At 34.0% G+C, this 21,649-nt stretch carries 28 protein-coding genes and 3 pseudogenes; 7 read left to right on the plus strand and 24 right to left on the minus strand.

Going from position 1 to position 21,649, the window contains the following annotated elements:
* Positions 1 to 25 precede the first annotated feature (25 nt).
* Positions 26 to 220: pseudogene (locus MKY00_RS21005) on the plus strand (DUF3975 family protein); the annotation flags it as partial.
* Between the two features lie 453 nt (positions 221 to 673).
* Here MKY00_RS21005 and MKY00_RS21010 read toward each other — a convergent pair.
* The 11 genes from MKY00_RS21010 to gcvT all read right to left on the minus strand — a co-directional run bounded on the left by MKY00_RS21010 (position 674) and on the right by gcvT (position 9,328).
* The gene (locus MKY00_RS21010; protein ID WP_016718467.1) at positions 674 to 1,267 is read right to left on the minus strand and encodes an ABC-2 transporter permease; all 594 of its coding nucleotides are present in this window, start codon (positions 1,265 to 1,267) and stop codon (positions 674 to 676) included.
* Between the two features lie 17 nt (positions 1,268 to 1,284).
* Positions 1,285 to 1,908: an ABC-2 transporter permease gene (locus tag MKY00_RS21015; protein ID WP_016718468.1), complete on the minus strand. Its 624-nt coding sequence runs from the start codon at positions 1,906 to 1,908 to the stop codon at positions 1,285 to 1,287.
* Between the two features lie 69 nt (positions 1,909 to 1,977).
* On the minus strand, positions 1,978 to 2,610 hold the full coding sequence (locus MKY00_RS21020; protein ID WP_016718469.1) for an ABC-2 transporter permease: 633 nt from the start codon (positions 2,608 to 2,610) through the stop codon (positions 1,978 to 1,980).
* Between the two features lie 10 nt (positions 2,611 to 2,620).
* Positions 2,621 to 3,289: an ABC-2 transporter permease gene (locus MKY00_RS21025; RefSeq protein ID WP_016718470.1), complete on the minus strand. Its 669-nt coding sequence runs from the start codon at positions 3,287 to 3,289 to the stop codon at positions 2,621 to 2,623.
* Positions 3,270 to 4,142 (minus strand): ABC transporter ATP-binding protein, encoded by an 873-nt coding sequence (locus tag MKY00_RS21030; RefSeq protein ID WP_000891296.1) that lies wholly within the window; start codon positions 4,140 to 4,142, stop codon positions 3,270 to 3,272. The genes MKY00_RS21025 and MKY00_RS21030 overlap by 20 nt, the downstream gene beginning before the upstream one ends.
* Before the next feature lie 3 nt (positions 4,143 to 4,145).
* On the minus strand, positions 4,146 to 4,520 hold the full coding sequence (locus MKY00_RS21035) for a GntR family transcriptional regulator (RefSeq protein ID WP_001021351.1): 375 nt from the start codon (positions 4,518 to 4,520) through the stop codon (positions 4,146 to 4,148).
* Between the two features lie 116 nt (positions 4,521 to 4,636).
* Positions 4,637 to 4,828, minus strand: a complete 192-nt coding sequence (locus tag MKY00_RS21040; protein ID WP_000535935.1) for a hypothetical protein — start codon at positions 4,826 to 4,828, stop codon at positions 4,637 to 4,639.
* Between the two features lie 70 nt (positions 4,829 to 4,898).
* A complete protein-coding gene (locus tag MKY00_RS21045; RefSeq protein ID WP_000262495.1) occupies positions 4,899 to 5,102 on the minus strand; it encodes a DUF3929 family protein in 204 nt (67 codons plus the stop codon).
* A gap of 289 nt (positions 5,103 to 5,391) precedes the next feature.
* Positions 5,392 to 6,867: an aminomethyl-transferring glycine dehydrogenase subunit 2 gene (gene gcvPB, locus MKY00_RS21050; protein ID WP_341035223.1), complete on the minus strand. Its 1,476-nt coding sequence runs from the start codon at positions 6,865 to 6,867 to the stop codon at positions 5,392 to 5,394.
* Positions 6,864 to 8,207 carry an aminomethyl-transferring glycine dehydrogenase subunit 1 gene (gcvPA, locus tag MKY00_RS21055; RefSeq protein WP_016718471.1) on the minus strand — a complete coding sequence of 448 codons (1,344 nt, stop codon included), beginning with the start codon at positions 8,205 to 8,207 and terminating at the stop codon, positions 6,864 to 6,866. The genes gcvPB and gcvPA overlap by 4 nt, the downstream gene beginning before the upstream one ends.
* Positions 8,208 to 8,227: 20 nt before the next feature.
* The gene (gene gcvT, locus MKY00_RS21060; RefSeq protein ID WP_000631772.1) at positions 8,228 to 9,328 is read right to left on the minus strand and encodes a glycine cleavage system aminomethyltransferase GcvT; all 1,101 of its coding nucleotides are present in this window, start codon (positions 9,326 to 9,328) and stop codon (positions 8,228 to 8,230) included.
* Positions 9,329 to 9,720: 392 nt separating this feature from the next.
* Here gcvT and MKY00_RS21065 point away from each other — a divergent pair, with 392 nt between their 5' ends.
* Both MKY00_RS21065 and MKY00_RS21070 read left to right on the plus strand, forming a co-directional pair.
* A complete protein-coding gene (locus tag MKY00_RS21065) occupies positions 9,721 to 11,403 on the plus strand; it encodes a DEAD/DEAH box helicase (RefSeq protein ID WP_001100019.1) in 1,683 nt (560 codons plus the stop codon).
* A complete protein-coding gene (locus MKY00_RS21070; protein WP_001183969.1) occupies positions 11,390 to 12,184 on the plus strand; it encodes a YqhG family protein in 795 nt (264 codons plus the stop codon). The genes MKY00_RS21065 and MKY00_RS21070 overlap by 14 nt, the downstream gene beginning before the upstream one ends.
* A gap of 63 nt (positions 12,185 to 12,247) precedes the next feature.
* Here the strand turns inward: MKY00_RS21070 and MKY00_RS30235 are convergent.
* From MKY00_RS30235 to MKY00_RS21085, 3 genes and pseudogenes are all read right to left on the minus strand, one after another.
* Positions 12,248 to 12,462 (minus strand): annotated as a pseudogene (locus MKY00_RS30235) (IS3 family transposase); the annotation flags it as partial.
* Between the two features lie 462 nt (positions 12,463 to 12,924).
* Complete coding sequence (locus MKY00_RS21080) at positions 12,925 to 13,332, minus strand: hypothetical protein (protein ID WP_016718472.1); 408 nt, start codon at positions 13,330 to 13,332, stop codon at positions 12,925 to 12,927.
* Positions 13,333 to 13,470: 138 nt separating this feature from the next.
* Positions 13,471 to 13,698 (minus strand): hypothetical protein, encoded by a 228-nt coding sequence (locus MKY00_RS21085; protein ID WP_000032699.1) that lies wholly within the window; start codon positions 13,696 to 13,698, stop codon positions 13,471 to 13,473.
* A gap of 73 nt (positions 13,699 to 13,771) precedes the next feature.
* Between MKY00_RS21085 and MKY00_RS21090 the strand changes: the two are divergent.
* A pseudogene (locus MKY00_RS21090) lies at positions 13,772 to 13,889 on the plus strand (GTP pyrophosphokinase).
* A gap of 128 nt (positions 13,890 to 14,017) precedes the next feature.
* Positions 14,018 to 14,650: a VC0807 family protein gene (locus tag MKY00_RS21095; RefSeq protein ID WP_001073109.1), complete on the plus strand. Its 633-nt coding sequence runs from the start codon at positions 14,018 to 14,020 to the stop codon at positions 14,648 to 14,650.
* 67 nt (positions 14,651 to 14,717) lie between these two features.
* Here the strand turns inward: MKY00_RS21095 and MKY00_RS21100 are convergent, their stop codons facing one another.
* The 10 genes from MKY00_RS21100 to comGA form a co-directional block, all read right to left on the minus strand.
* Positions 14,718 to 14,918: a YqzE family protein gene (locus tag MKY00_RS21100; RefSeq protein ID WP_000106079.1), complete on the minus strand. Its 201-nt coding sequence runs from the start codon at positions 14,916 to 14,918 to the stop codon at positions 14,718 to 14,720.
* Between the two features lie 38 nt (positions 14,919 to 14,956).
* Positions 14,957 to 15,454 (minus strand): shikimate kinase, encoded by a 498-nt coding sequence (locus MKY00_RS21105; RefSeq protein WP_016718473.1) that lies wholly within the window; start codon positions 15,452 to 15,454, stop codon positions 14,957 to 14,959.
* 119 nt (positions 15,455 to 15,573) lie between these two features.
* Positions 15,574 to 16,224, minus strand: a complete 651-nt coding sequence (locus tag MKY00_RS21110) for a 2OG-Fe(II) oxygenase (RefSeq protein ID WP_016718474.1) — start codon at positions 16,222 to 16,224, stop codon at positions 15,574 to 15,576.
* A 175-nt stretch (positions 16,225 to 16,399) separates the two neighbouring features.
* Positions 16,400 to 16,771: a competence type IV pilus minor pilin ComGG gene (gene comGG, locus MKY00_RS21115; RefSeq protein ID WP_061184063.1), complete on the minus strand. Its 372-nt coding sequence runs from the start codon at positions 16,769 to 16,771 to the stop codon at positions 16,400 to 16,402.
* Positions 16,768 to 17,238 carry a competence type IV pilus minor pilin ComGF gene (comGF, locus tag MKY00_RS21120; protein WP_000923056.1) on the minus strand — a complete coding sequence of 157 codons (471 nt, stop codon included), beginning with the start codon at positions 17,236 to 17,238 and terminating at the stop codon, positions 16,768 to 16,770. Before comGF ends, comGG begins: the two co-directional genes overlap by 4 nt.
* Complete coding sequence (gene comGE, locus MKY00_RS21125; protein ID WP_000829518.1) at positions 17,208 to 17,510, minus strand: competence type IV pilus minor pilin ComGE; 303 nt, start codon at positions 17,508 to 17,510, stop codon at positions 17,208 to 17,210. The genes comGF and comGE overlap by 31 nt, the downstream gene beginning before the upstream one ends.
* Complete coding sequence (gene comGD, locus MKY00_RS21130) at positions 17,503 to 17,958, minus strand: comG operon protein ComGD (RefSeq protein WP_016718475.1); 456 nt, start codon at positions 17,956 to 17,958, stop codon at positions 17,503 to 17,505. The genes comGE and comGD overlap by 8 nt, the downstream gene beginning before the upstream one ends.
* A complete protein-coding gene (gene comGC, locus MKY00_RS21135) occupies positions 17,955 to 18,254 on the minus strand; it encodes a competence type IV pilus major pilin ComGC (RefSeq protein ID WP_001178694.1) in 300 nt (99 codons plus the stop codon). The genes comGD and comGC overlap by 4 nt, the downstream gene beginning before the upstream one ends.
* Positions 18,255 to 18,265: 11 nt before the next feature.
* A complete protein-coding gene (gene comGB, locus MKY00_RS21140; protein WP_016718476.1) occupies positions 18,266 to 19,297 on the minus strand; it encodes a competence type IV pilus assembly protein ComGB in 1,032 nt (343 codons plus the stop codon).
* The gene (gene comGA / locus MKY00_RS21145; RefSeq protein ID WP_001013195.1) at positions 19,290 to 20,333 is read right to left on the minus strand and encodes a competence protein ComGA; all 1,044 of its coding nucleotides are present in this window, start codon (positions 20,331 to 20,333) and stop codon (positions 19,290 to 19,292) included. The genes comGB and comGA overlap by 8 nt, the downstream gene beginning before the upstream one ends.
* Positions 20,334 to 20,538: 205 nt before the next feature.
* Here comGA and MKY00_RS21150 point away from each other — a divergent pair, with 205 nt between their 5' ends.
* Complete coding sequence (locus tag MKY00_RS21150) at positions 20,539 to 21,234, plus strand: helix-turn-helix transcriptional regulator (protein ID WP_000434106.1); 696 nt, start codon at positions 20,539 to 20,541, stop codon at positions 21,232 to 21,234.
* Between the two features lie 125 nt (positions 21,235 to 21,359).
* On the plus strand, positions 21,360 to 21,602 hold the full coding sequence (locus tag MKY00_RS21155; protein WP_000440713.1) for a DUF2626 domain-containing protein: 243 nt from the start codon (positions 21,360 to 21,362) through the stop codon (positions 21,600 to 21,602).
* The last annotated feature ends 47 nt before the right edge of the window (positions 21,603 to 21,649 follow it).

A 21,649-nucleotide genomic window follows, 5' to 3' on the forward strand; every position in this document is an offset into this window, starting at 1 on the left:
TGCGGCTTTAGCCGTGGGAGTGTCAAAAATCAGTTTTCACATAATAGAATCATTGTTTCATAAAATAGTATCCATTCTCACATTCCTTCCTAACATGACACTTGAAATAATATCAATCGTTTGGTCCATTATTGCCTCCATTGCACTTGTCATTATATGGAGTATCGCCAAGCTATGGAATAAGTTATTTAAAAAGGACAGTTCTTCTGAAAAAGAGTAACTGTCCTTTTTTATATTCATTCAGACTTTCTGTAGAAGTTTGATGTGATAAGACAAAATAGACCAACTATGACAATACTTATACCAACCCCTTTATGCAAACTAGGAAATAACGGTGGTATATCTGAATAAACATTTGCTAATATGAGACCGATTGAAACGAAAAATACCCCTATTCTATATAATCATTTTCTTTTGTTCATCATTCTCCCCTCCTAAAATGTTTCATACACTCCTTTCTTTTGGACATACTACCTAAAAAAGGAGTGAATAATATGCAAAATTCCGTACATAAGCAGATCCTATTTTTATTTTTCCTCTTTCTCATTCTCGTTATCGTTTTCAGCTTTATATTACATACTCCGAAAGATGTTGTACCGAGTAATCTCTCTGTTTATAAACTTTTACTTTCCTATTGTCGTTATTGAAGAAGGTGCCTTTTATAGGGCACCTTTTAAAATTCTTTCTTCTCATACAATTTCACTGAAACGAAGATAGATACTATGAACATGCATATGGAACTAATGAATAACACGTTATTATATAGTTGAATTTGTTCCAAGTTGATTTGAAACAAAGCTTCTAAAACAACTATCGGTGCCATGAATATTACTATCGTAATAAAAATAGTTTTTTTATACCCTAATCTGAACGATATCGGTAGAACAAAACTTAAATATACTAAAATAAAGCTAATACTAGTAACCATTGTCGTTTCAATAAACTCAGATATATTAGTTCCATTTTTCATTACCATCGTAAAACAACCAATTGATACACTTATGAAAAGAATAATAATCGATACGACATATTTGGCAAATACAATTTCTTTTTTCACCATCGGTAAACTATTTACTATTACTTCACTCTCGTTTTTACCATCGGCTTCAAACGTTTTTATCGTCGCCATAACTGTAAAAATGACCGACATTATTATGAATATATTTCCCGTATCTTTTAAGGCCATATAAAAAAGAATAGGGTATAATATGTACCACATTAAAAACTTCCACTGAATAATAAAATCTTTTAAAATTAGTTGTTTCAAAACTACTCTACTCTCCCTTACAAATCACGCTCACTATACAAATGAATTGAGAGTAACATAGATATGATATATAAAAGAAGCAGCCCAGCTATAAAACAAACATTTACGACTAAACTCGTGCTCCAAGCATTCTCAACATCTAACCATACACTACTTACAATCACTCCACTTAATCCCCCAATTATAACTCCCATAAAATAAGCTGCCTGTTTCGAACTGCTATATTCTACCGAAAATTCAATCGGAAGTACGATCATGCTATAAACCAATCCTCCCGTTATTCCACTAAGAATCGCTTCCCACAGCATAAATCCAGTTATATTTTCATTTTGCAACTGAATTAGACCAATCAAAAGTGAGAAAATCACACCTAAAACAACTAAAATACTTATAAATATGTATTTTGCTATGACAATTTCCTTACGTTGAAGTGGTAAACTATTTAATATCTTTTCGCTCTTATTTCTAGCCTCATAACTCGTCGACCATATTGTTCCAAGGATAGGTATAGTTATACTAAGTGTCATAAGAAAATTGTCGCTACCAAAATCAATAATTGTAAGGAAAAGCAAACATATAAAACCAATAAATCCCAACTTTCTTTGCAACATCATATCCTTTAAAACTAGTTGCTTAATCATGTATTACACCTCACTAAACTCATTCCTTAACATCATTTATTCTTTTTTATATAAGACAAGCCATAAGTATTAAAGCTCTCTCTTTTTAAAACTCACAATAGCTATAAACATTGAAGCTACATAACTTACACACGCGCCTATACTTAAAATACTTATAACTAATAGCACATCTGAAGTTCGAAAAATCATTAACATAAGCCTTTCATCCGTAAATATATTGCACATAAATCCTAGTAAACCTATTATAGGAAAAAGCATAACTAATCCCAGCATAGTAACCGTTCGCTTATCCTCACTATATTTTATGGGAAGGATCATAACTGCATACAGAACAGAAAAGAAAATAGCTATAAATGCTGCATACCAAGGAATATTTATATTTTCTTTTAATACAAATACAGGTAGTACAAAGAAAACGAATGTAATGATTAAGCTGAATGCCATAAAAAATAATGTAGATATATATTTCGCAATGACAATATCTTTTCTAGTAAAAGGTAGACTTACTAATATTTTTTCCGTACTATTTTTATCTTCATTTGATAAAGAGATTGAAATCATCAAAAGACATATAGCAAAACAAACATACGCCATTTGAAATGGTTCTATAGAGTTTTGGAATGCTCCGTATATTGGTAAGATCAAATAGATAAGAAACATTTTTCTTTGTAAGAAAAACTCCTTCAAAATTAATTGCTGCATACAGTTCCCCCTACAAATCACGTGCTTCATAAATTTTAATTGTAAGAAACATAGAAGCGATATAAATACTGACTAATGCAATGAATCCAACTATAAATATACCAATATGCAGAGGATTCATAATCCAATCAAGGAATGAAGGTGCTACTTCCTTCAGTCCATCACTAATAAATATCCAAAGTATCCCGCTAACTATTATTGAAGCTGCTGCTATTATACTTATTACTGCCTTTGATTTTGTAACATAATAAATAGGAAAAAAAGTGACCATCCAAAATACGGCATAAACAATTCCATTTATTACTTCATACCATGAAATCTCAATATAAAGCTTAGGATAGTATGCACCGATATCACCAATAACAGCGATACACCTTATAAGAAAAACAACTAGCATAGTAGAAATCATGCCCCCTACAATGAATATTGCACAGGAAATATATCTAGCAATTATGATACCCTTTCTACTTAGCGGTAAACTATTAATCATAATGTCACTTGTATTCCGTTCATCTATTATGATTAATATAATAACTGAGGAAAGAGTTATAAATAAACAACTCATAGGAAACAGCATTCCCTCACCGGGTTCAAATAAAAAGAATATAAAGGGTATAATAAGATACACTGGCCATATCCCCCGAAAAAAGAACAAATCTTTATATACGAGCTGACGCATAGGCACCTCTCCCTTTCGCCGTGTAAACGATAATATCATCTAATGTAGGCTTTTCTAGTACAACCTCATTTCCAAACCAGTCTATAATTGCTTGTTTATCCTTCGCTAAACCTTCGAAACCAAATTTATTTTTTCGTAATCCAACAAACAGTTCTTTTCCTTCTCGATCTAATAAATCATTACTTCCTTTTACGATTACGTAGTTCTCCATTAAGTCTTCTTTTTCACCAGTAAATATAATTTCTCCATCGTTGATAAACGTAATATAATCTGCAATGCGCTCTAAATCTGTTGTAATGTGCGTTGAGAATAATACGGATACTTCATCTTCCATTACAATTTCTTGCAACATATCAAGTAATTCACTTCGAACAACTGGATCTAATCCTGCTGTTGGTTCATCCATGATGATAAATTCTGCGTGGTGCGAGAGCGCGATGGCAATCGCAAATTTCATTTTCATCCCTTTTGATAGTTCTTTAATTTTTTTATACTTTGGAACTTGCAATCTATGCATATACGATTGATACTGCTCTTCATCCCATTTTTTATATAACGGTGCAATAATACGCTTCATTTGTTCACACGTTAAATCTTCGTAATAATGATTTTCATCATATACAAAGCCGATATTTTGTTTTATTTCCTTTTCGGCTTTCTTATTGTCCTTGCCAAAAATTTTTATATCTCCACTATCTTTTCTAATTAAATTCATAATCATTTTAATCGTCGTACTTTTCCCGGCTCCATTCGGTCCGACAAATCCCATAATATATCCGCGTGGTAATGTAAAACTTATATTTTTCACTGCAAAATCTTCATAACTTTTACATACGTTTTTTAGCTCTAACACCCTTTATTCCCCCTCATATAAACACGCTATCATCTGCTGTAAATCTTCAAGTGAAAGCTGTAACGCTTTACTTTCATTCACAATCTCTTCCGCTTTACTTTCCAATAGGCGAAGCCGCTGTTCTTTTAATAGTTCATTATTTTTACGTGAAACATAAGTCCCCTTCCCAGCAACAGTTTCTATATATCCTTCTTTCTCAAGCTCCTCGTACGCACGCTTCGTTGTAATTACACTAATTTGCAATTCCTTCGCTAAGCTACGAATAGACGGTAATTGGTCTCCACCCTTTAAACCACCATTTAAAATAAGCTGGCTTAATTGTTTTCTTATTTGTACATAAATAGGGTCTTGGGAAGAATTCGAAATAATAATATTCATGTTTTCCTCCAGTGTATATATACTGTATATACCTTATATATACAGTATATACACACCATCCTATTTTTGGCAAGAAAAAAAGACCAACATTTTCCTGTTGGTCTTTCGTATATGTATCACTTTTCAAAGCGATCTAACATCTCATCTCTCATTCCGAAACTCACTACCGCAATTCCTACATACATAAACAGAAGGAACGCCGGATGAACTGTGTTGTACCAAGTGCTATCAACAATTAAATAAATCGTTAATGCCACAACAAGAACAAACGCTAAGATAAACATATAAAAGTGTCTTGTACTACCCATGATAAACTCCTCTCTTCTCACTTCACCATTCAACAGTATATTTTATCGAATAATTCGATATGACTCAAGGTTAACTTTCTGTTATGTAATCAAGTTCCACCTTTACAATGTCCTCACATGCTATTGAAATGATCGTTCCTTGCTTATCAATTGCCGTCACTTCTCTATTATCCATTACACGATGCGCTACTCTTTCTAACACTTTTCCTTGGTCTCGATAGCAAAATTCTTTTACATCTTTAATTGTTTCTCCATTTTCTAAATGGTATACCATTCTATAACATCGATATCCCACACTTTCACCCCCGTCTTGCTCGTTTTTTCACATATACATAAAAATGAGTAATTTTTGCCTCATCACATCTTCTTAATTTCAATAAAATTCTAACAAAAATAAATACTTTTATCAAACTGACTTTTTCAACAAAATCACCTATAAAACTGCTTCTTTACACCATTATGAAACAAAAAATATAAATTTTTAACATTTTCTGCACCACTTCTGCACAAATTCTCCATACAAAAAAGAACCCGCCGCAGCGAGTTCTTTTTTGTTATTCTAATCAAACTTGTACAGGAGCTGGCTTTTCATAACGTAAAACTGGTTTACGTGCAGCCATCGTTTCGTCTAAACGTTTAATGACTGTTGTATGAGGTGCTTCTTGTACAACTTCTGGATTTTCTTCTACTTCTTTAGCGATTTGAATCATCTTATCAATGAAACCGTCTAATGTTTCTTTTGATTCTGTTTCTGTCGGCTCAATCATAATACATTCTTCCACATTTAATGGGAAGTAAATTGTTGGTGGATGGTAACCGAAATCAAGCAGACGTTTTGCGATATCTAATGTACGTACACCAAGTTTCTTTTGACGACGACCTGATAATACAAACTCATGCTTACAATGTCTATCGAATGGAAGATCATAGAATGGTGCTAATCTTCTCATCATATAGTTCGCATTTAATACCGCATACTCCGTTACTGCACGCAAGCCATCTGGACCCATAGAACGAATGTATGTGTATGCACGAACGTTAATTCCGAAGTTACCGTAGAATGGTTTTACGCACCCAATTGCCTCTGGACGATCATAGTTAAAGCGATAGCCATCTTCCGTTTTCTCTAAAATTGGTTTTGGTAAGTACGGAATTAAATCAGCTTTCACACCTACTGGACCAGAACCTGGGCCACCGCCGCCGTGAGGACCTGTAAATGTTTTATGAAGGTTTAAATGCACAACGTCAAATCCCATATCTCCTGGGCGCGCTTGGCTTAATACTGCATTTAAGTTTGCACCATCATAGTATAATTTACCGCCTGCGTTATGGACGATTTCTGCCATTTCTAAAATATTTTCTTCGAATAAACCTAATGTATTAGGGTTTGTTAACATAAGTGCTGCTGTTTCTTCATTTACAACACGTTTTAAGTCTTCTAAGTCAACAAGACCATGTTCATTTGATTTTACCGTAATTGTTTCAAAACCAGCTACAGTTGCAGATGCTGGATTCGTTCCGTGAGCAGAGTCAGGAACAATTACTTTCGTACGGTTAAAGTCACCATTTGCTTCATGGTATGCACGAATTAACATTAAGCCTGTCCATTCTCCGTGTGCACCAGCTGCTGGTTGTAATGTAACAGTATCCATACCTGTAATTTCAATTAAATGCTCTTGTAAATCGTACATTAATTCCATTGCACCTTGTACTGTCTTTTCATCTTGCAACGGATGAATATTTGCAAATCCTGCGAAACGAGCTACACTCTCATTAATTTTCGGATTATATTTCATCGTACAAGATCCAAGTGGATAGAAACCAGAATCAACACCGTGGTTACGGTTTGAAAGTGCTGTATAGTGGCGCATAATATCAAGTTCAGATACTTCTGGTAGCTCTGCATCTTCTACTCGAATATAATCGCTCTCAAATACATCTTCTAGTTTCACTTCTTCTACATCTAATTTTGGTAGGCTATATCCTATGCGTCCTTCTTTACTTACTTCAAAGATAAGTGCTTGGTCTTGGTTCTTCATTGGATAGCCCCCATTTCGTTTACAAGTGTGTCAATTTCCTCTTTTGTACGAAGCTCAGTTACTGCTACAAGCATATGGTTCTCATGCTCTTTATAATCACGGCCTAGGTCGTAACCGCCGATAATATTCTTTTGTAATAATGCATCGTTTACTTCTTTCACTGGGCGCTTGCAATCTACAACGAACTCATTGAAGAATGGTCCAGCAAATGTAACTGTGAAGCCTTTCGCTTCAAATTGACGTTTTGCATATTGTGCTTTAGAAATGTTTTGACGTGCCATTTCTTTCACACCTTGTTTACCAAGTGCCGTCATTGCAACTGATGCTGCTAATGCATTTAACGCTTGGTTGGAACAAATGTTAGATGTCGCTTTGTCACGGCGAATATGCTGTTCACGTGCTTGTAACGTTAATACAAATCCACGTTTACCATCTGAATCTACAGTTTGTCCGACAAGACGTCCTGGAATTTTACGCATGAATGCTTTCGTCGTTGCAAAGTAACCACAGTGTGGTCCACCAAACTGCGTTGGGATACCAAATGGTTGTGCATCACCGATGACAATATCAGCACCAAATTTTCCTGGTGGTGTTAATGCGCCTAATGATAATGGATTTGAAGAAACGATAAATAATGATTTTTGTTGATGAACGATTTTTTCAATCTCAGCTAATTTTTCAACTTGTCCGAAGAAGTTTGGATATTGAACGATTACACAAGCAACTGTATCATCTACTTCACTTTGTAATACGTCTAAATCTGTTACACCATCTTTATGATTAATTTCAACAACTTCAAGGTGTTGACCTTTTGCATATGTTTCAAGTACAGCCCTTGATTCTGGATGAACTGCGCTAGATACAAGAATTTTCTTTTTACGAGTATGGCCAGCTGCTAGCATTGCCGCTTCAGCTAAAGCTGTACCTCCGTCGTACATAGAAGAGTTTGCTACATCCATTCCTGTTAATTCACAAATCATTGTTTGGAATTCAAAAATTGCTTGTAATTCCCCTTGTGAAATTTCCGGTTGGTATGGCGTGTAAGCTGTATAAAATTCTGAGCGAGAGATAACATGATCTACGATTACTGGAGCGTAATGGTCGTATACGCCTGCTCCTAAGAAAGAAGCGTACTCTTTTAAGTTAGCATTTTTACTAGCCATTTGAGATAACTCTTTTAAAAGCTCTGGCTCTGATTTTGCTTCTTTAATTTTTAAATCCCCTTTAAAACGAACACTCTCTGGAATATCAGAGAATAACTCATCGATCGTTTGAACGCCGATCGTTTGTAACATTTCTTTTTTGTCTTCTTCTGTCATTGGAAGATAACGATGCAACATGAAATCTACCCCTCTCCCCGTTACTTTGAACGTTTATAAAATGGTGTTGGAACAACTACTGCTTTGACGCGTTTATTACGAATTTCAATTTCTACTTCTGTATCAACTGCTGCGTATTTTACATCAATTAGTGCTAAACCAATGCTTTTCTTTAACGTTGGAGATTGTGTACCACTCGTTACTTCCCCGATTTTTTCTTCTCCAATAAATACAGGGTAATGCGTACGAGGAATTCCACGTTCGATTACTTCGATGCCGACTAACTTACGAGGCGCACCGTTTTCTTTTTGCTCTTTTAAAGTCGCTTTCCCAAAGAAGTCTGCTTCTTTATTTGGTTTTACCGCAAAGCCAATTCCAGCTTCAACCGGTGTAATATCTTTTGATAATTCTTGACCGTAAAGTGGTAATGTTGCTTCGAAACGAAGTGTATCACGAGCACCTAAACCACATGGTTTTAAGCCCTCTTCTGCTCCAACTTCAAGAAGTTTCTCCCAAAGTTTTGCAGCATCTTCACTCTTACAGTAAATTTCAAATCCATCTTCACCTGTATAACCTGTACGAGATACAAGTGCTGGAATTCCATCTACAAGAATATCGTTTTTAAATTTAAAGAACTTAATTTCTTTCAAATCTTCTGACACAACTTTTTGTAAAATGCCTTCTGCTTTTGGTCCTTGAATTGCAAGCTGTGCAACTTCACTAGAAACATTGACTACTGTCGCATCGCCAATTACATGGCTAGCTAACCATTCGTAATCTTTCTCGATATTTGATGCGTTGATAACTAATAAATAGTCTTCTTCACCACGTTTGTAGATTAATAAATCATCTACTGTACCACCATTTTCGTAGCACATAGCTGTATATTGTGCGCCCCCTACCTTTAAGGTAGATACGTCATTTGTAACAACACGTTGTAAAAATGCTAAACTATCTACACCTTTTACCTCAACTTCTCCCATATGAGACACATCGAACAAACCTGCCGCTGTACGTACAGCTTCATGTTCTTCTTTAATGCTTGAAAATTGAACTGGTAACTCCCAACCACCGAAGTCGATTGTTTTCCCACCATACTTCGCGTATACATCAAATAACGGTGTACGTTGTAATGTAATCATGCTCTCTCCCCCTTATGCTCTGACAAATCAATAAAAGTTGTTTCCCTTATCTAAACATTTTCACTCTGAAAAGATAGGATATACGGAATCTCATTATATTTTTTTTATGAAAGCGTAAATAAAAAATCACTTTCTTGGATAAAATACGAAAGATTCCACACATTTCACACCATTATCCTAACATTATTCGCTATATTTCATCAATATTCTAGCATAAAAAATAATTTAGAATTTTTTACGCTTAATCTTATTACATACAGTTTTTAAGATTTAGTCCTTTATCTTTACTTATTGTTTACCTTTCAGTAAGTGTAATAGCGCCTTTTTACAAGGCTTATATATTAAAGATTTTTTCATAATTACTTTAGTTTATAAAAGGTGGGAGAGTCGTAATGAATGTCGATATTTCCATAGATCGAACGTGGCAAAACAATTTTTTAAATAGAATTGATGAAGATGGTCCTTGGACAAACTGGGATTTATATCATTTAGCTTATGAAACAGAAAAATCATTACTTGTTCCTACTTTTGATGGATTACAAGCACCGAAACATTTATCCCATTTCACACCACTTCCTCATCAATTAGAAGTTGCTCAAAATGTTATTGAACAAATGAATGGTAAAGCGATTCTAGCAGATGAAGTAGGACTTGGAAAAACGATTGAAGCTGGACTTATTTTAAAAGAATATATGGTCCGCGGCCTTGTGAAAAAAGTACTTATACTCGTTCCAGCCTCTCTCGTATCACAATGGGCATACGAATTAAATACAAAGTTTTTTATTCCAGCTGTAGCTCAAAAGAAAAGCTACTCGTGGGAACAAGCCGATGTGATTGTATCATCAATTGATACTGCAAAACGTTCACCACATCGTGATATCGTTTTGAACTTAGAATATGACCTTATTATTATCGATGAAGCACATAAACTGAAAAATAATAAAACAAAAAACTATGAATTTGCACAGCGATTAAAAAAGAAATTTTGTTTATTATTAACCGCTACTCCTGTCCAAAATAAGATTGATGAAATTTTCAACCTCGTTTCTTTATTAAAACCAGGACACTTAGGCAATCAATCCAATTTTGAAGAATATTATGCTTCAAAAAATCGTTCAGCCGAATCTGATGAAGATTTAAAAGCTCTTATTAACAAAGTAATGGTCCGAAATCGGCGTCATAATACCGGGATTGATTGGCCAAAGAGACATGTACGTACAATTTTTGTTGAGTTTAATGAAGAAGAGCAAGCTCTATATAATGATATCGAAAATTGGCGAGGACAAGACGCCTTCACATCTGCTTTCTCATCATTAACTTTAAAACGGGAAGCGTGTAGTAGTCGCGAGGCCGTTTACTATTCATTAAAAAAACATGTAGAAAAACGACAGAAGGAAAATGAGAATTACGTAAAAGATCCGCATATTGATGTGCTAATGGACAAAATTAACCGTATTCCTTTTAACTCAAAAGCAAATAAAGCGCTAGAGCTTATAAAAGAAATTGACGATAAAGTCGTCATTTTCACAGAATACCGAGCGTCACAAATGTACTTACAATGGTTTTTACAACAGCACGGTATTTCTTCTGTCCCATTCCGCGGCGGATTTAAACGGGGAAAGAAAGATTGGATGAAGGAACTTTTCCAAAATCATGCGCAAGTGCTAATCGCAACGGAAGCTGGTGGTGAAGGAATTAACTTACAATTTTGTAGCCATATGATCAATTACGATTTACCATGGAACCCAATGCGCCTTGAACAAAGAATCGGACGTATTCACCGCCTTGGTCAAAAGAATGATGTTCATATTTATAACTTAGCTACAAAACACACTGTGGAAGAACATATTTTGAAACTGTTATATGAAAAAATTAATTTATTTGAGCGTGTGATCGGTGAACTTGATGAAATTTTAACGAGAATTAATATGAAAAACATCGACGCACACATTCAAGAAATATTTGCGCAATCAAAAAGCGAAGGAGAAATCCGAATTAAGATGGAAAACTTAACATCTATTATCGACTTTGCGAAACGAAATGAAGCTGAGGTGCAAGGCTATGCAGCAACATGAAATTCATAATTACTTATACAATTTTTTTGAGGCGAATAACTGTGAAATTTTAGAACGTTCTCCTCATTTATTAGATGTGCAGTTAACAATTGAAATGGATAAATTATTAATGAATCGCCCTTTTTATTGGCACTATCTTGAAAAAACAGGGGGCGTACCGAATCCGATGCGCCTTACTCTTATTACAAATCCAGAAAATGAAGAAAACGATGGCGAGCTTATCCACTACGGTTCCCCACGCCTGCATCAAATTTTTCAAACGACAAAAGAATTAGGTTCTTACATACGTTTATATGAAGAAGTACGGCATAGCGGAGCAACGCATACACCGCTCCATCCGTGGCTCGGTGTAAATATAAAAGTTTCCTATCAATGTGATCGAAAAAAAGATATTCTTCATTCGATTGGCATTCATCTTATTTCTGGCACAATGATTGCAAACTTTCATGAAACATTAACTAAAATTAAACTTACACCGAAAATACCTGACTTTTGTTTTACGCTCTCGCCTATTATTAAACCGCAAAGTGGTTTACAACGCATAGAGGATGCTTTAAAAAATATTATTGCAGAAGATGACCATACGTGGGCGAAAGAAGCAAGAGTGCGCTGGAATCACGATTTGGACCTTTTAAATCGTTTTTATGAAGAAAGTGATGAACTTCCTGAAAGCTATGAAATTGAAAAACAAGCACTGCAAGAACAATATGAACCCCGCATTACAGTACAAATTATTAACGGTGGACTCTTTTATGTTACCGCGAATCATTTTCTAACTTAAAAAGCCCCTTCATTTTTGAAGTGGCCCCCGAAAACGGAACATATATCAAAATACCTAAACCATCTATTCCCTAAATTCTTTAGAGGATAGGTGGTTTAATTTTTCTTTAATTCGCACACAATTGTAGTAATAAATTTATTCTAGCACACTCTTTCGCACAGTTATATTGGATACTTTTATTATCTCTTGCGAGTAGAAACTTCACTTTTCAAATGACCAAAGAAGCTTTACATGACGGCATTATCATGACAATTTCCTCTCCGGGACATGCTGGTGATAATGTCGTTTTCTTTGGTATACGCTTGAAATTTTTTCGCTGTATAAATATCAAGTGAAGAAGGATATCTTTTACTTTTCGGCCTCTCATTGCTTATTTTAATGTCTTCATCACTAATATCGGTGTTTATGATTCGCTGATGACATAACTAATGATTTCATGATTAAAGGCATCCATGATGGTTCATAAATACAAGGTACGCTCTCCGAGTTAAGAAATTTGAAGAAATAACTAAAAATAAAATAACAATATATATTTCTCATAGAATGGCTTCAACAAAAATTGCAGACCGAATTATAGTTTTTAAACAAGCAGAGATCATTGAAACAAGTATCCGTGATGAACTCATGATCTTAGAAAAGGAATATTATCGATTATATACAATGCAGTCTGATTAGTATAATTCAAAGAAAAATGAAAAATCATTGGTGTAGAAACATTCCTACATCAATGATTTTTCGGTTTAACCAGATGAGTTTCTTTTAAATTCTTTATATTTAAAATGTATATCATCCTTAACAAAGTCATCTACATGTCCTTTTATTCCTTTGTATGTACGTGTATTAAGTTTTCCAGTTTTCCATTGTTGGTGTAATTGCTTTAATACTTCCTTTTTCAAAAAAACAATCAATTCTTTTTCATGAATCCCTTGTTCTACGGCAATTTCACCTAATGACTTGCCATTCTGTATAGACTTACTATATTCTTCTTTAGGGATATTTAGGAACTTATATAATTTTTTATAATTATGTTTATAGCGAAAAGTACTATTATCCTCATGTGAGGTCATGTTACTTTTAGCCTCTACAAATACTACGGAAGAAAAGTTCAAACCTAAAAATGCCAAAATTATAATAAAACTTCTTAACATTATATTACCCCTTCCTATTTTTTAGTTCCGCTTATCATTTGACAATTTTTAACAATTTATATCTTTCAAAATACACCCTTATTTTCAGCTAGAGACACCATCCTTATACAAAAAAATAAGAGTAGCCAATGGCTACTCTTACTCACTCACATATTTTTGAAACATATCATGGATGCCTTTATTTACTAGGTTCGAGATCTGCTCGTCAGATTTATTCGGATAACGATCACGCAATCTGATAGATGCCTTCACCATTAAATTTTCTAATACAGAACGGCCGCCTTCTCCATAAATAATTTCAGCATATTCAACAAGCCTTCCATCCTCTACTGTTGCTGGATTATGATTGAAGAAAAATTTACTCATTGCCTCCACCTCTCTCTTTTGATAACGTTTACATTTATATAAATTATTTATGTTATTTATTTCACAATATTGTATGCATGTATATTTAATTAGTTTCATTATAAAGCAACATATCGATAGTAAATATGTGATTTTCCGTCCATTTTGTGAACAAAATAAAAAATGAAAGCGTTTCCTTTATTATATACTAAAAAAACTTACTACGCTAGGGGTATTTTTTTCAATCTACTAATCATATACTTTTTCTTTTTCCACTAAACCTTATACAATTTTCAGAAATTATATTATAAAATATATGTATGACTTAAGGAGGCTGTATATGAATCAAAATAAAAAAGCTATATTAGATCTTGTCTTTTATCTCGTAATCCCATTCCTCATTTGGAAATTTGCAAAACCTTATATCGATCCTTATTACGCAATGTTACTTTCCTCTGTTCCGGGGATTATTTATACACTGTATACCTTTAAAAAAGAAAAACAGTTTAACGTAACAGGGTTCTTTATTTTAATTACACTCATTTCTAATACAACGGTAGATCTATTATCTGGATCAGCTGAACGAATGTTGTGGAACGATGCGTATTATCACATCGTACTCGGTATTATCGTTATATGTACAATTTTTATAAAAAAACCACTTATGTTATATTTCGCAGCAGATATTGCTGCACTGCAAGGCCATGACCGTGATAAAAGTCGTGAACTGTATCGTGATAGTCGTATCTATCCAGCATTGCAATATTTAACGCTCTTTTTCGGTCTACAATTCATATTAAAAAGCTTCTTAAAAATTTATTTCATCTCTGTTTTCGGTGTAGATGGCTACGGTGAAATGAGAGCAATTATGACCGCTGTTGGATGGGGCATTTCCATTTGTATCGGAATTGGATTTGTCTGGGTCAACAATAAAATACATGCCGTTACAGAAGAAAAAGAGTCTATGCAGTAAATGAAAATCCCCTAGTAGTATGATGCTACTAGGGGATTTTCATTTTGCTACACATATTACGAAATCTTTAACTTGATTTTTTTCTTTTATTTTTTACGTTTTGATAAAACAAAGCAGCACTTAGCGGCATAACACCAAACCACTTATTCATAAATGGCTCTTTTTCAGCACGGCGTTGTTCTTTCTTTTGTTTACGATCTTCTTTTGGAGCATCCATATACGACACAAACTGCTGTGTCACAAAGCGAACATAATCATTAGTAGACATATTATCATCACCTCTACTTGATTAGTATGTCCACTTTTTTATTCATTAATCTTTTCTTTTAATTCATCCATAATTTGCTTTACAGACTTATTCGTCGTATCAATATGGATATGGGCCTCTTCATAATAAGCTCGGCGCAATTCGAATTTCATTACAAATGCATCTATATCTTTCTTCTGAAATAGTGGACGTGTCGTATCTTCACGAAGCCTTTCTGCAATTACATGTGGATCACAATATAAATACACAACAGTGCCATTTTCCTTCATCCACTTTCGGTTTTCCTCTCGCTCAATGATTCCGCCGCCAGTTGTAATGATTACATTTTCAACAGGTAGTGAACGTAACATCTCACTTTCATATTCCCGAAAAGCCATTTCGCCTTCTTCGGCAAAAATATCACGAATCTCCTTCTCTTGCTTCTCTTCAATTTTTTGATCTGTATCTATAACATCCATATAAAGTTCTTTACTTAATGCTTTTCCAATTGTTGTTTTCCCAGCTCCCATATAGCCGGTTATGTATATAGATTTCATTTTCGTTCCTCTCAATCGTCATGTATTACTTGTTATTATAACGAAAGATGCTACTTTATTTAATAAAAAAACGTTTTGTTCTTCTTATACACTGAAGAACAAAACGTAACATACTCGCTTTATCTATAAGTACCTCTTCTCATCCACTGCGTTGCAATCCATTTCTCACCTTTCGTTACAGGTGCCCCTCCGTGTAACGTAAGCTCATTTAGTGATTGATCTTGATAGAAATACTCAAAGTATACTGCCATTCCCTTTCTAGGATGCACAGAAAGATTTAATTTCGGAAAGAAAGTTTCTCCGCCTTCTTCTACATCATTTAAGTACATGACAAGCGTACTAATACGATTATTAGCAGCTGATCTACTATGTTCCGCAAAATAATCATAGTGTGCTTTATATTGTTGATCCACTTCATAATTTAAAATGTGTAATCCTTCTCCATGCGAAACAGGAACATTCATGATAGATGAAATTCGTTTTTCAATCTTCGCAGTAAGTTCATTATCATCTAAAAATGCACCACTACTCGTTCGAATATCATTTACATCACGTGATGAACCAACTTTAGAACGTGCTAATTTATTTTTAGACAATTCAATTAATTTATCACACTCTTCATCACTTAATACATTTCCTAACACGACAATAAGAGGTTCTTCGAATTTTGAAATAATTTGTATTTCCCTATCTTCTGTCATAATTGCATTTCCTTTATGATCAAAAATAGTTTGTTCCTTATTTTCACCTATTTGATTGTTGTTTGTCATTTCCCTATTCTCCCTAAAAATAATGATTGGATAGCATGAATATATCATATTCTTTCTACCTTTCTCTTTTTTGAGAAAATTTAAACTTTTAATTGTTTTATTTATCCATTTCCTTAAAAAACACAGCCTATTTTTAAATGAGAAATCATGGTTTTTTATCCATATATTTTACATACTATCCTTCTATCCAATCAAATATTTTCTCATCCTTTTTTCTATACCGAAAGCTTACTTTATAGAAAATTTCTTGTTTGATTTTGCACTGCAATGAAACGAGAATAACGTCGTTTTCAAATACGTAATTTCCACTCGCTTCACCCTTTTCATATGAAAAGAAAAAAGTACCTTCCTTTTCTTTTTGCTGTAAGTCTTTTTTTATATTTGTAATAGATCGATTTAGTATTTCCTCCAGTACAAACTTTTGCTCTATTTCAATATAAAATTTTTTATCTATAAGCAACATATTCGTTTCGTATATAAAGAACGAAGTTAATAATACAAGAAAAATAATTGTTCCTGGCATCGTAAACCCATCTTGTTTTCTCATGTATTTATTTCCATTTCACTATACCTAATAGCTACACCTTCATATATTTTCCCACTCCTATCTTTCACATTGATAAAGAGCAAATGAGGTGTTACTTCATACGAAACCATTTCAACATTTTGTAATATAACTTCTCTTCCGCGCATGTTCACTTTTCTTATAAGGTGATTATTCAATTTTTCATACGTCACTTCATCTCCAGTGCGAAGACGGAAGCGCAACATACTCTCTCTATTTTCAGGAACTATTTTTTCCACAAATGATACTTCACGAAACTCTAACTGTACTTGTCCTACAAACACATCCCATTCCCAATTATTTAACCCTTTTGATTGCTTGTTTTCTATTCCAATAAAGTTTAAACGTGGTAAGAGTAAAAAGAACAGTGATAACAGAAAAAAACATACGATCATTTCTATTAATGTAAATCCAACTTCTAATTCATTTTTTCTCCCGCATAAAAGCATTGTTCCATCATTTTTCCTTTCACATCTTTCCACATCGCACAAACTTCATTTCCTCCCCAATATGTGTAATATACATTTCCGTTTATGACTTTTTCTTTCTGTTGTTTTGCCTCATTCTCATACATATATAAAGCTGCTTCTTTTTTTAATAATACAAATGCCTTATAACGAATTTGTATGTTTTTTCGTTCTTGCATAATCAATACTGTTTGCGGAAGTAGTAAAGATACCATCATCATTACTATACTTAATGCTACAAGCATTTCAGCCATCACTGACCCTTTTTGACATTTCACGATACGTAAATCTCCCTCTTCCAAGCTGGAATACAATCTCATATTTATAACTTCGATACGAAAGTAAAATCGTGCCACCTCTATTAATATTTCCACTCGGATTATATGTCATCGGATTTGGAAAAGTATTCAAATCCAATTGTATATCGTTATCATATTCTCTTTTAATGATAGAAAGATCCGTACTCGATTCCCCTATATAATACATATGTCTATCTTTATGCCATCGTAATGTATAGTGTTTTTGACGGTTTATGGCTAATTGTTGCATATACAAAATATCATTTGAAAACTGTCTTAAAAATTGTTCAATTTTTTGTTTTTCATATAATGAATGTACATGAAAATACGTGACCATACTTAGTACAGAAATTGCAAATAAAACGAGTAGCATTTCTAAAAGTGTAAAACCTTTTTGCTTCACAGTTTCCCACTTGTTACTGTGCCATCATTAGAAATATGAATAGCTTCACCATTCGGACACTCATCCTTTGTAATATATTTCCCATCAATCAACTCTTTTAGCGAGGGAATTTTATTATGTTGTAGTTGATATACTTGTATTTGCGCTTCTATAGATTTCACATAGGCTTTACATCCTTTTCCTTCGACGGATGAACGTTGCGTAACGACATTCGGAATAATTAATAGTAATAATACAGTGATGACGACCATAACTAATAACATTTCTAAAAGGGTAAACCCTTCCTCATTCTGCATGTAAATGCCTCCTATATAGAATTCATCATTTGAAACATTGGCATAATCATCGCTAAATACATAAGAACGACTATTGCTCCAATACACGTAAATAAAATCGGTTGAATAATCACTAACATACGTTTAATTTTTTGCTCAATCTTTTCCATAATTAGATCACTATAGTCACCTAATTCAATCGCCAAATTACCGTTCGCTTGTCCATGTGTAATAATATAAGAAAGTTCTTCCTCATAATATCCGCTTTTAGCAATAATAGATTGCAACGGTTCTCCCGCAATTAATTGGTGTTTAACTCGGCCCGCTTCATACTGAAAGAACGGCTGATACTTTTGCTCCATCATTATTGTTAGAGCCTCAAGTACTGATAGTCCTCCGTGTAATAAGCCGCTCAATTGAGTAGCGAAATAATGCGAATGCTTTAAAATAAGAAATGTTTTTACGAGGGGGATACGAAGTATAATTTTTACTCGCTTCATATGCGGGAGTTTCCGAAAGTACAATATATATACACTACAACCCACCATAACAATAAAAATAGTGCTAAAAATAAGATAGGGTAGTAGCTTAATTGTATTTAATATTTGTTCTGTGAATAACGGTGCTGTAGAACCAAATGAACTATATACCATGTCAACCTGTGGTAATAAAATGCGGTTAAAAATCAAAATCATGATTATTAAAAAGAACGCCAAAAACATAGGATACTGCATTATTTTCATCATATCTTTCCTATACTTATCCTTTTTATAAAGAAGTGCACTCCCTTGTTGCAACGCAAAAGAAATATCACCATGTTGCTCGGCATAAAATAAATAGCTTAACATCTCCTGATGAAACTTTAATTGATGAAAAGAATCGTGTAGACTTTTTCCATTTTTTAATCCATCAATCATGTGCTGCAATTGTACTTTCTTTTCTAAAGGTAATTGAAACCGTAAAAATTCTAATGCCTGCAAAAGAGAGTATCCTTTTTCTAATAGTTCTCCTAATCGTTTCAGTAATATTACTTGATCACTTAAACTCCATATTTTCTTAAACATAAACATCCTCTTCTAAAAATCCTAAAGCGTATCCTTTTCGCAGCGAAGACTCTAATGTCTCATGTTTGTACGTGACACATTCCCCGTTTGCTTCTTTAATCGCTTGTTTTAACTCATATCCATATAACAACTCATAAATACTCGCTTGCCTTACTTGCCTCATTGATTTACATACAGTTGAGCACTTTCTTTTGCAAAACGGACACTTCAATTCAACAAGTCGCTGTGCAGCTATAGCCAATAAAGATTGTTCAATCTCTTGCCTCGTTATACCAAAATCCATGAACCGAAGTATTGCTCCTTTCGCATCATTCGTATGCAGTGTCGTCATTACTAAATGGCCAGTCAAACTTGCTCTTATAGCGATTTTTGCTGTTTCTTCATCACGAATTTCACCCACTAAAATAACATCTGGATCATGACGCAAAATAGCCTTTAGTCCAGCCTCATATGTGATACCTGCTTTTTCATTTATTTGAATTTGTAATACATCGTCATTTCTTTTTTCAACTGGATCTTCCAGCGTAACGATGCGACGTGTTTTCTTTTTTCTAATTACTTCTAATAATGCATACATTGTTGTTGTCTTTCCTGAACCAGTCGGTCCCGTAAAGACGAGTAATCCATGGGAATAATGTAAAAAAGAAAGTAGTTTCTTCGCTGTACTTGGAAATAACGAAAGATGAGATAACGGCTGAATAGACGCTTGTAAATGAAGACGAATAACGAGACTTTCTTGATATACGGTTGGAAGCGTGGAAAGGCGTAAATACACTTCTTGTCCATCTATTTGTATATATAATGAACCGTTTTGTGGTTTCCGCCTCTCTCCTATATCCATGGATGCTAAAAATTTAAAGTGTGAAACAAGTTTTTCTCCAAATTCCTTTTCAATGTATTGTTTCGTCATTAAATCCTTTCCTATGCGCAGTTGAACCACTACATCCTTCTGCCGGGGCACAATATGTAAGTCCGACGCTTGTACCCTGCACGCTTCTTTTAAAATCATATTCGCAAAGCTTTCAATTCCATTCATCATTTTTCCCTCCCCACTATGTATATAACATGAAGAAATCCATTTGAAAAATCGGTATTTTTGCATTTTCACTAGATGAAAAAGGAAAAATATGTTTGTGAAATTATGAACAATTTCCGAATTATTGTCTAAAATTACCTATACCCATGTTTATCTGTATTATAATGTTATTATCTTGGATAAAGTGATAAAGGTGGAGATCCTCATGGAACAAGCTTTAAAAATTACAGGTGTTTTAGCTGACCCAACTCGTTATTACATTTATAAATATATTTCTCAAAAACATAGTTACGTAACTGTACAAGAAATTGCAGATGAGTTTGACATTCATCCAAACGTAGCGCGTTTACATTTATCTAAATTAGAAGATGTTCATATGCTGAAATCTGAAACGAAGAAAACTGGAAAAGGCGGACGACCAAGCAGATTATATGTATTATCTGAAGATGTTATCCAATTACAATTCCCATTCCGTGACTATCAATTGTTAGCAAGAATCGCGTTTAATTCTTTACTTAGCCTTGGTGCTGCTGGTGAAAAAGCGCTCTACGAAACAGGGAAACAATTCGGGGCCGAATTAATGCAACAACATATGCAGCGTTTAAATGTGAGTGAAGATGCCTTAACAGTTGAACAAAAAATTCAAATTGCAAAAGAAGCCTTTTCGACAGCTGGCTTATCACCTGCATTTGAATTAAGTACAGATGGAACGAAAATTTTCTATGATGTACACAATTGTCCATTTAAAGAAGTTGCTGTCCATCACCCAACTGAAATTTGTAATATGCACGGAGATATGATGAAAGGGATTTTTGAAATCCTATTCCCTAACACGGAATTAACACGAAACGATAGTTTACTAGATGGATGTAAATCTTGTAATTATAAACTAACAATTTAATCTCTCATATAAAAAGAAGCCGATTATAATTGGCTTCTTTTTATATGAACGAATATTTACAATAGTAAGAAAAATAAACTATAATGAAGTGAGGTTTACTTTTTTTAGAAAAGGAGGGAGATGGCATGGAGCGCATGTTTCGCGTTCTCGGCTTTTGGACTGGAATTTTCTCGGTTATGTTTTACGTAGGAGATATGCATTCGACTGCACTACTATTTTTAGGACAAACAGGCTTCTTCGTACTTTTAAGCTATTTAAAATTAACAGAGCGTATGTATATATACGTATTCGGGGCATATTTAACTGTTTTCTTCATAGGATTTACATACTACACGACGTTTTTACTTGTGCCTGGCGCTGGACATTAAAAGATGGCATTTTGCCATCTTTTTTTTAATTCCGGAATTCCCTAGTT

It is taken from the genome of Bacillus sp. FSL R9-9834 (assembly GCF_038006905.1).
Taxonomy (GTDB): Bacteria; Bacillota; Bacilli; order Bacillales; family Bacillaceae_G; genus Bacillus_A; species Bacillus_A pacificus.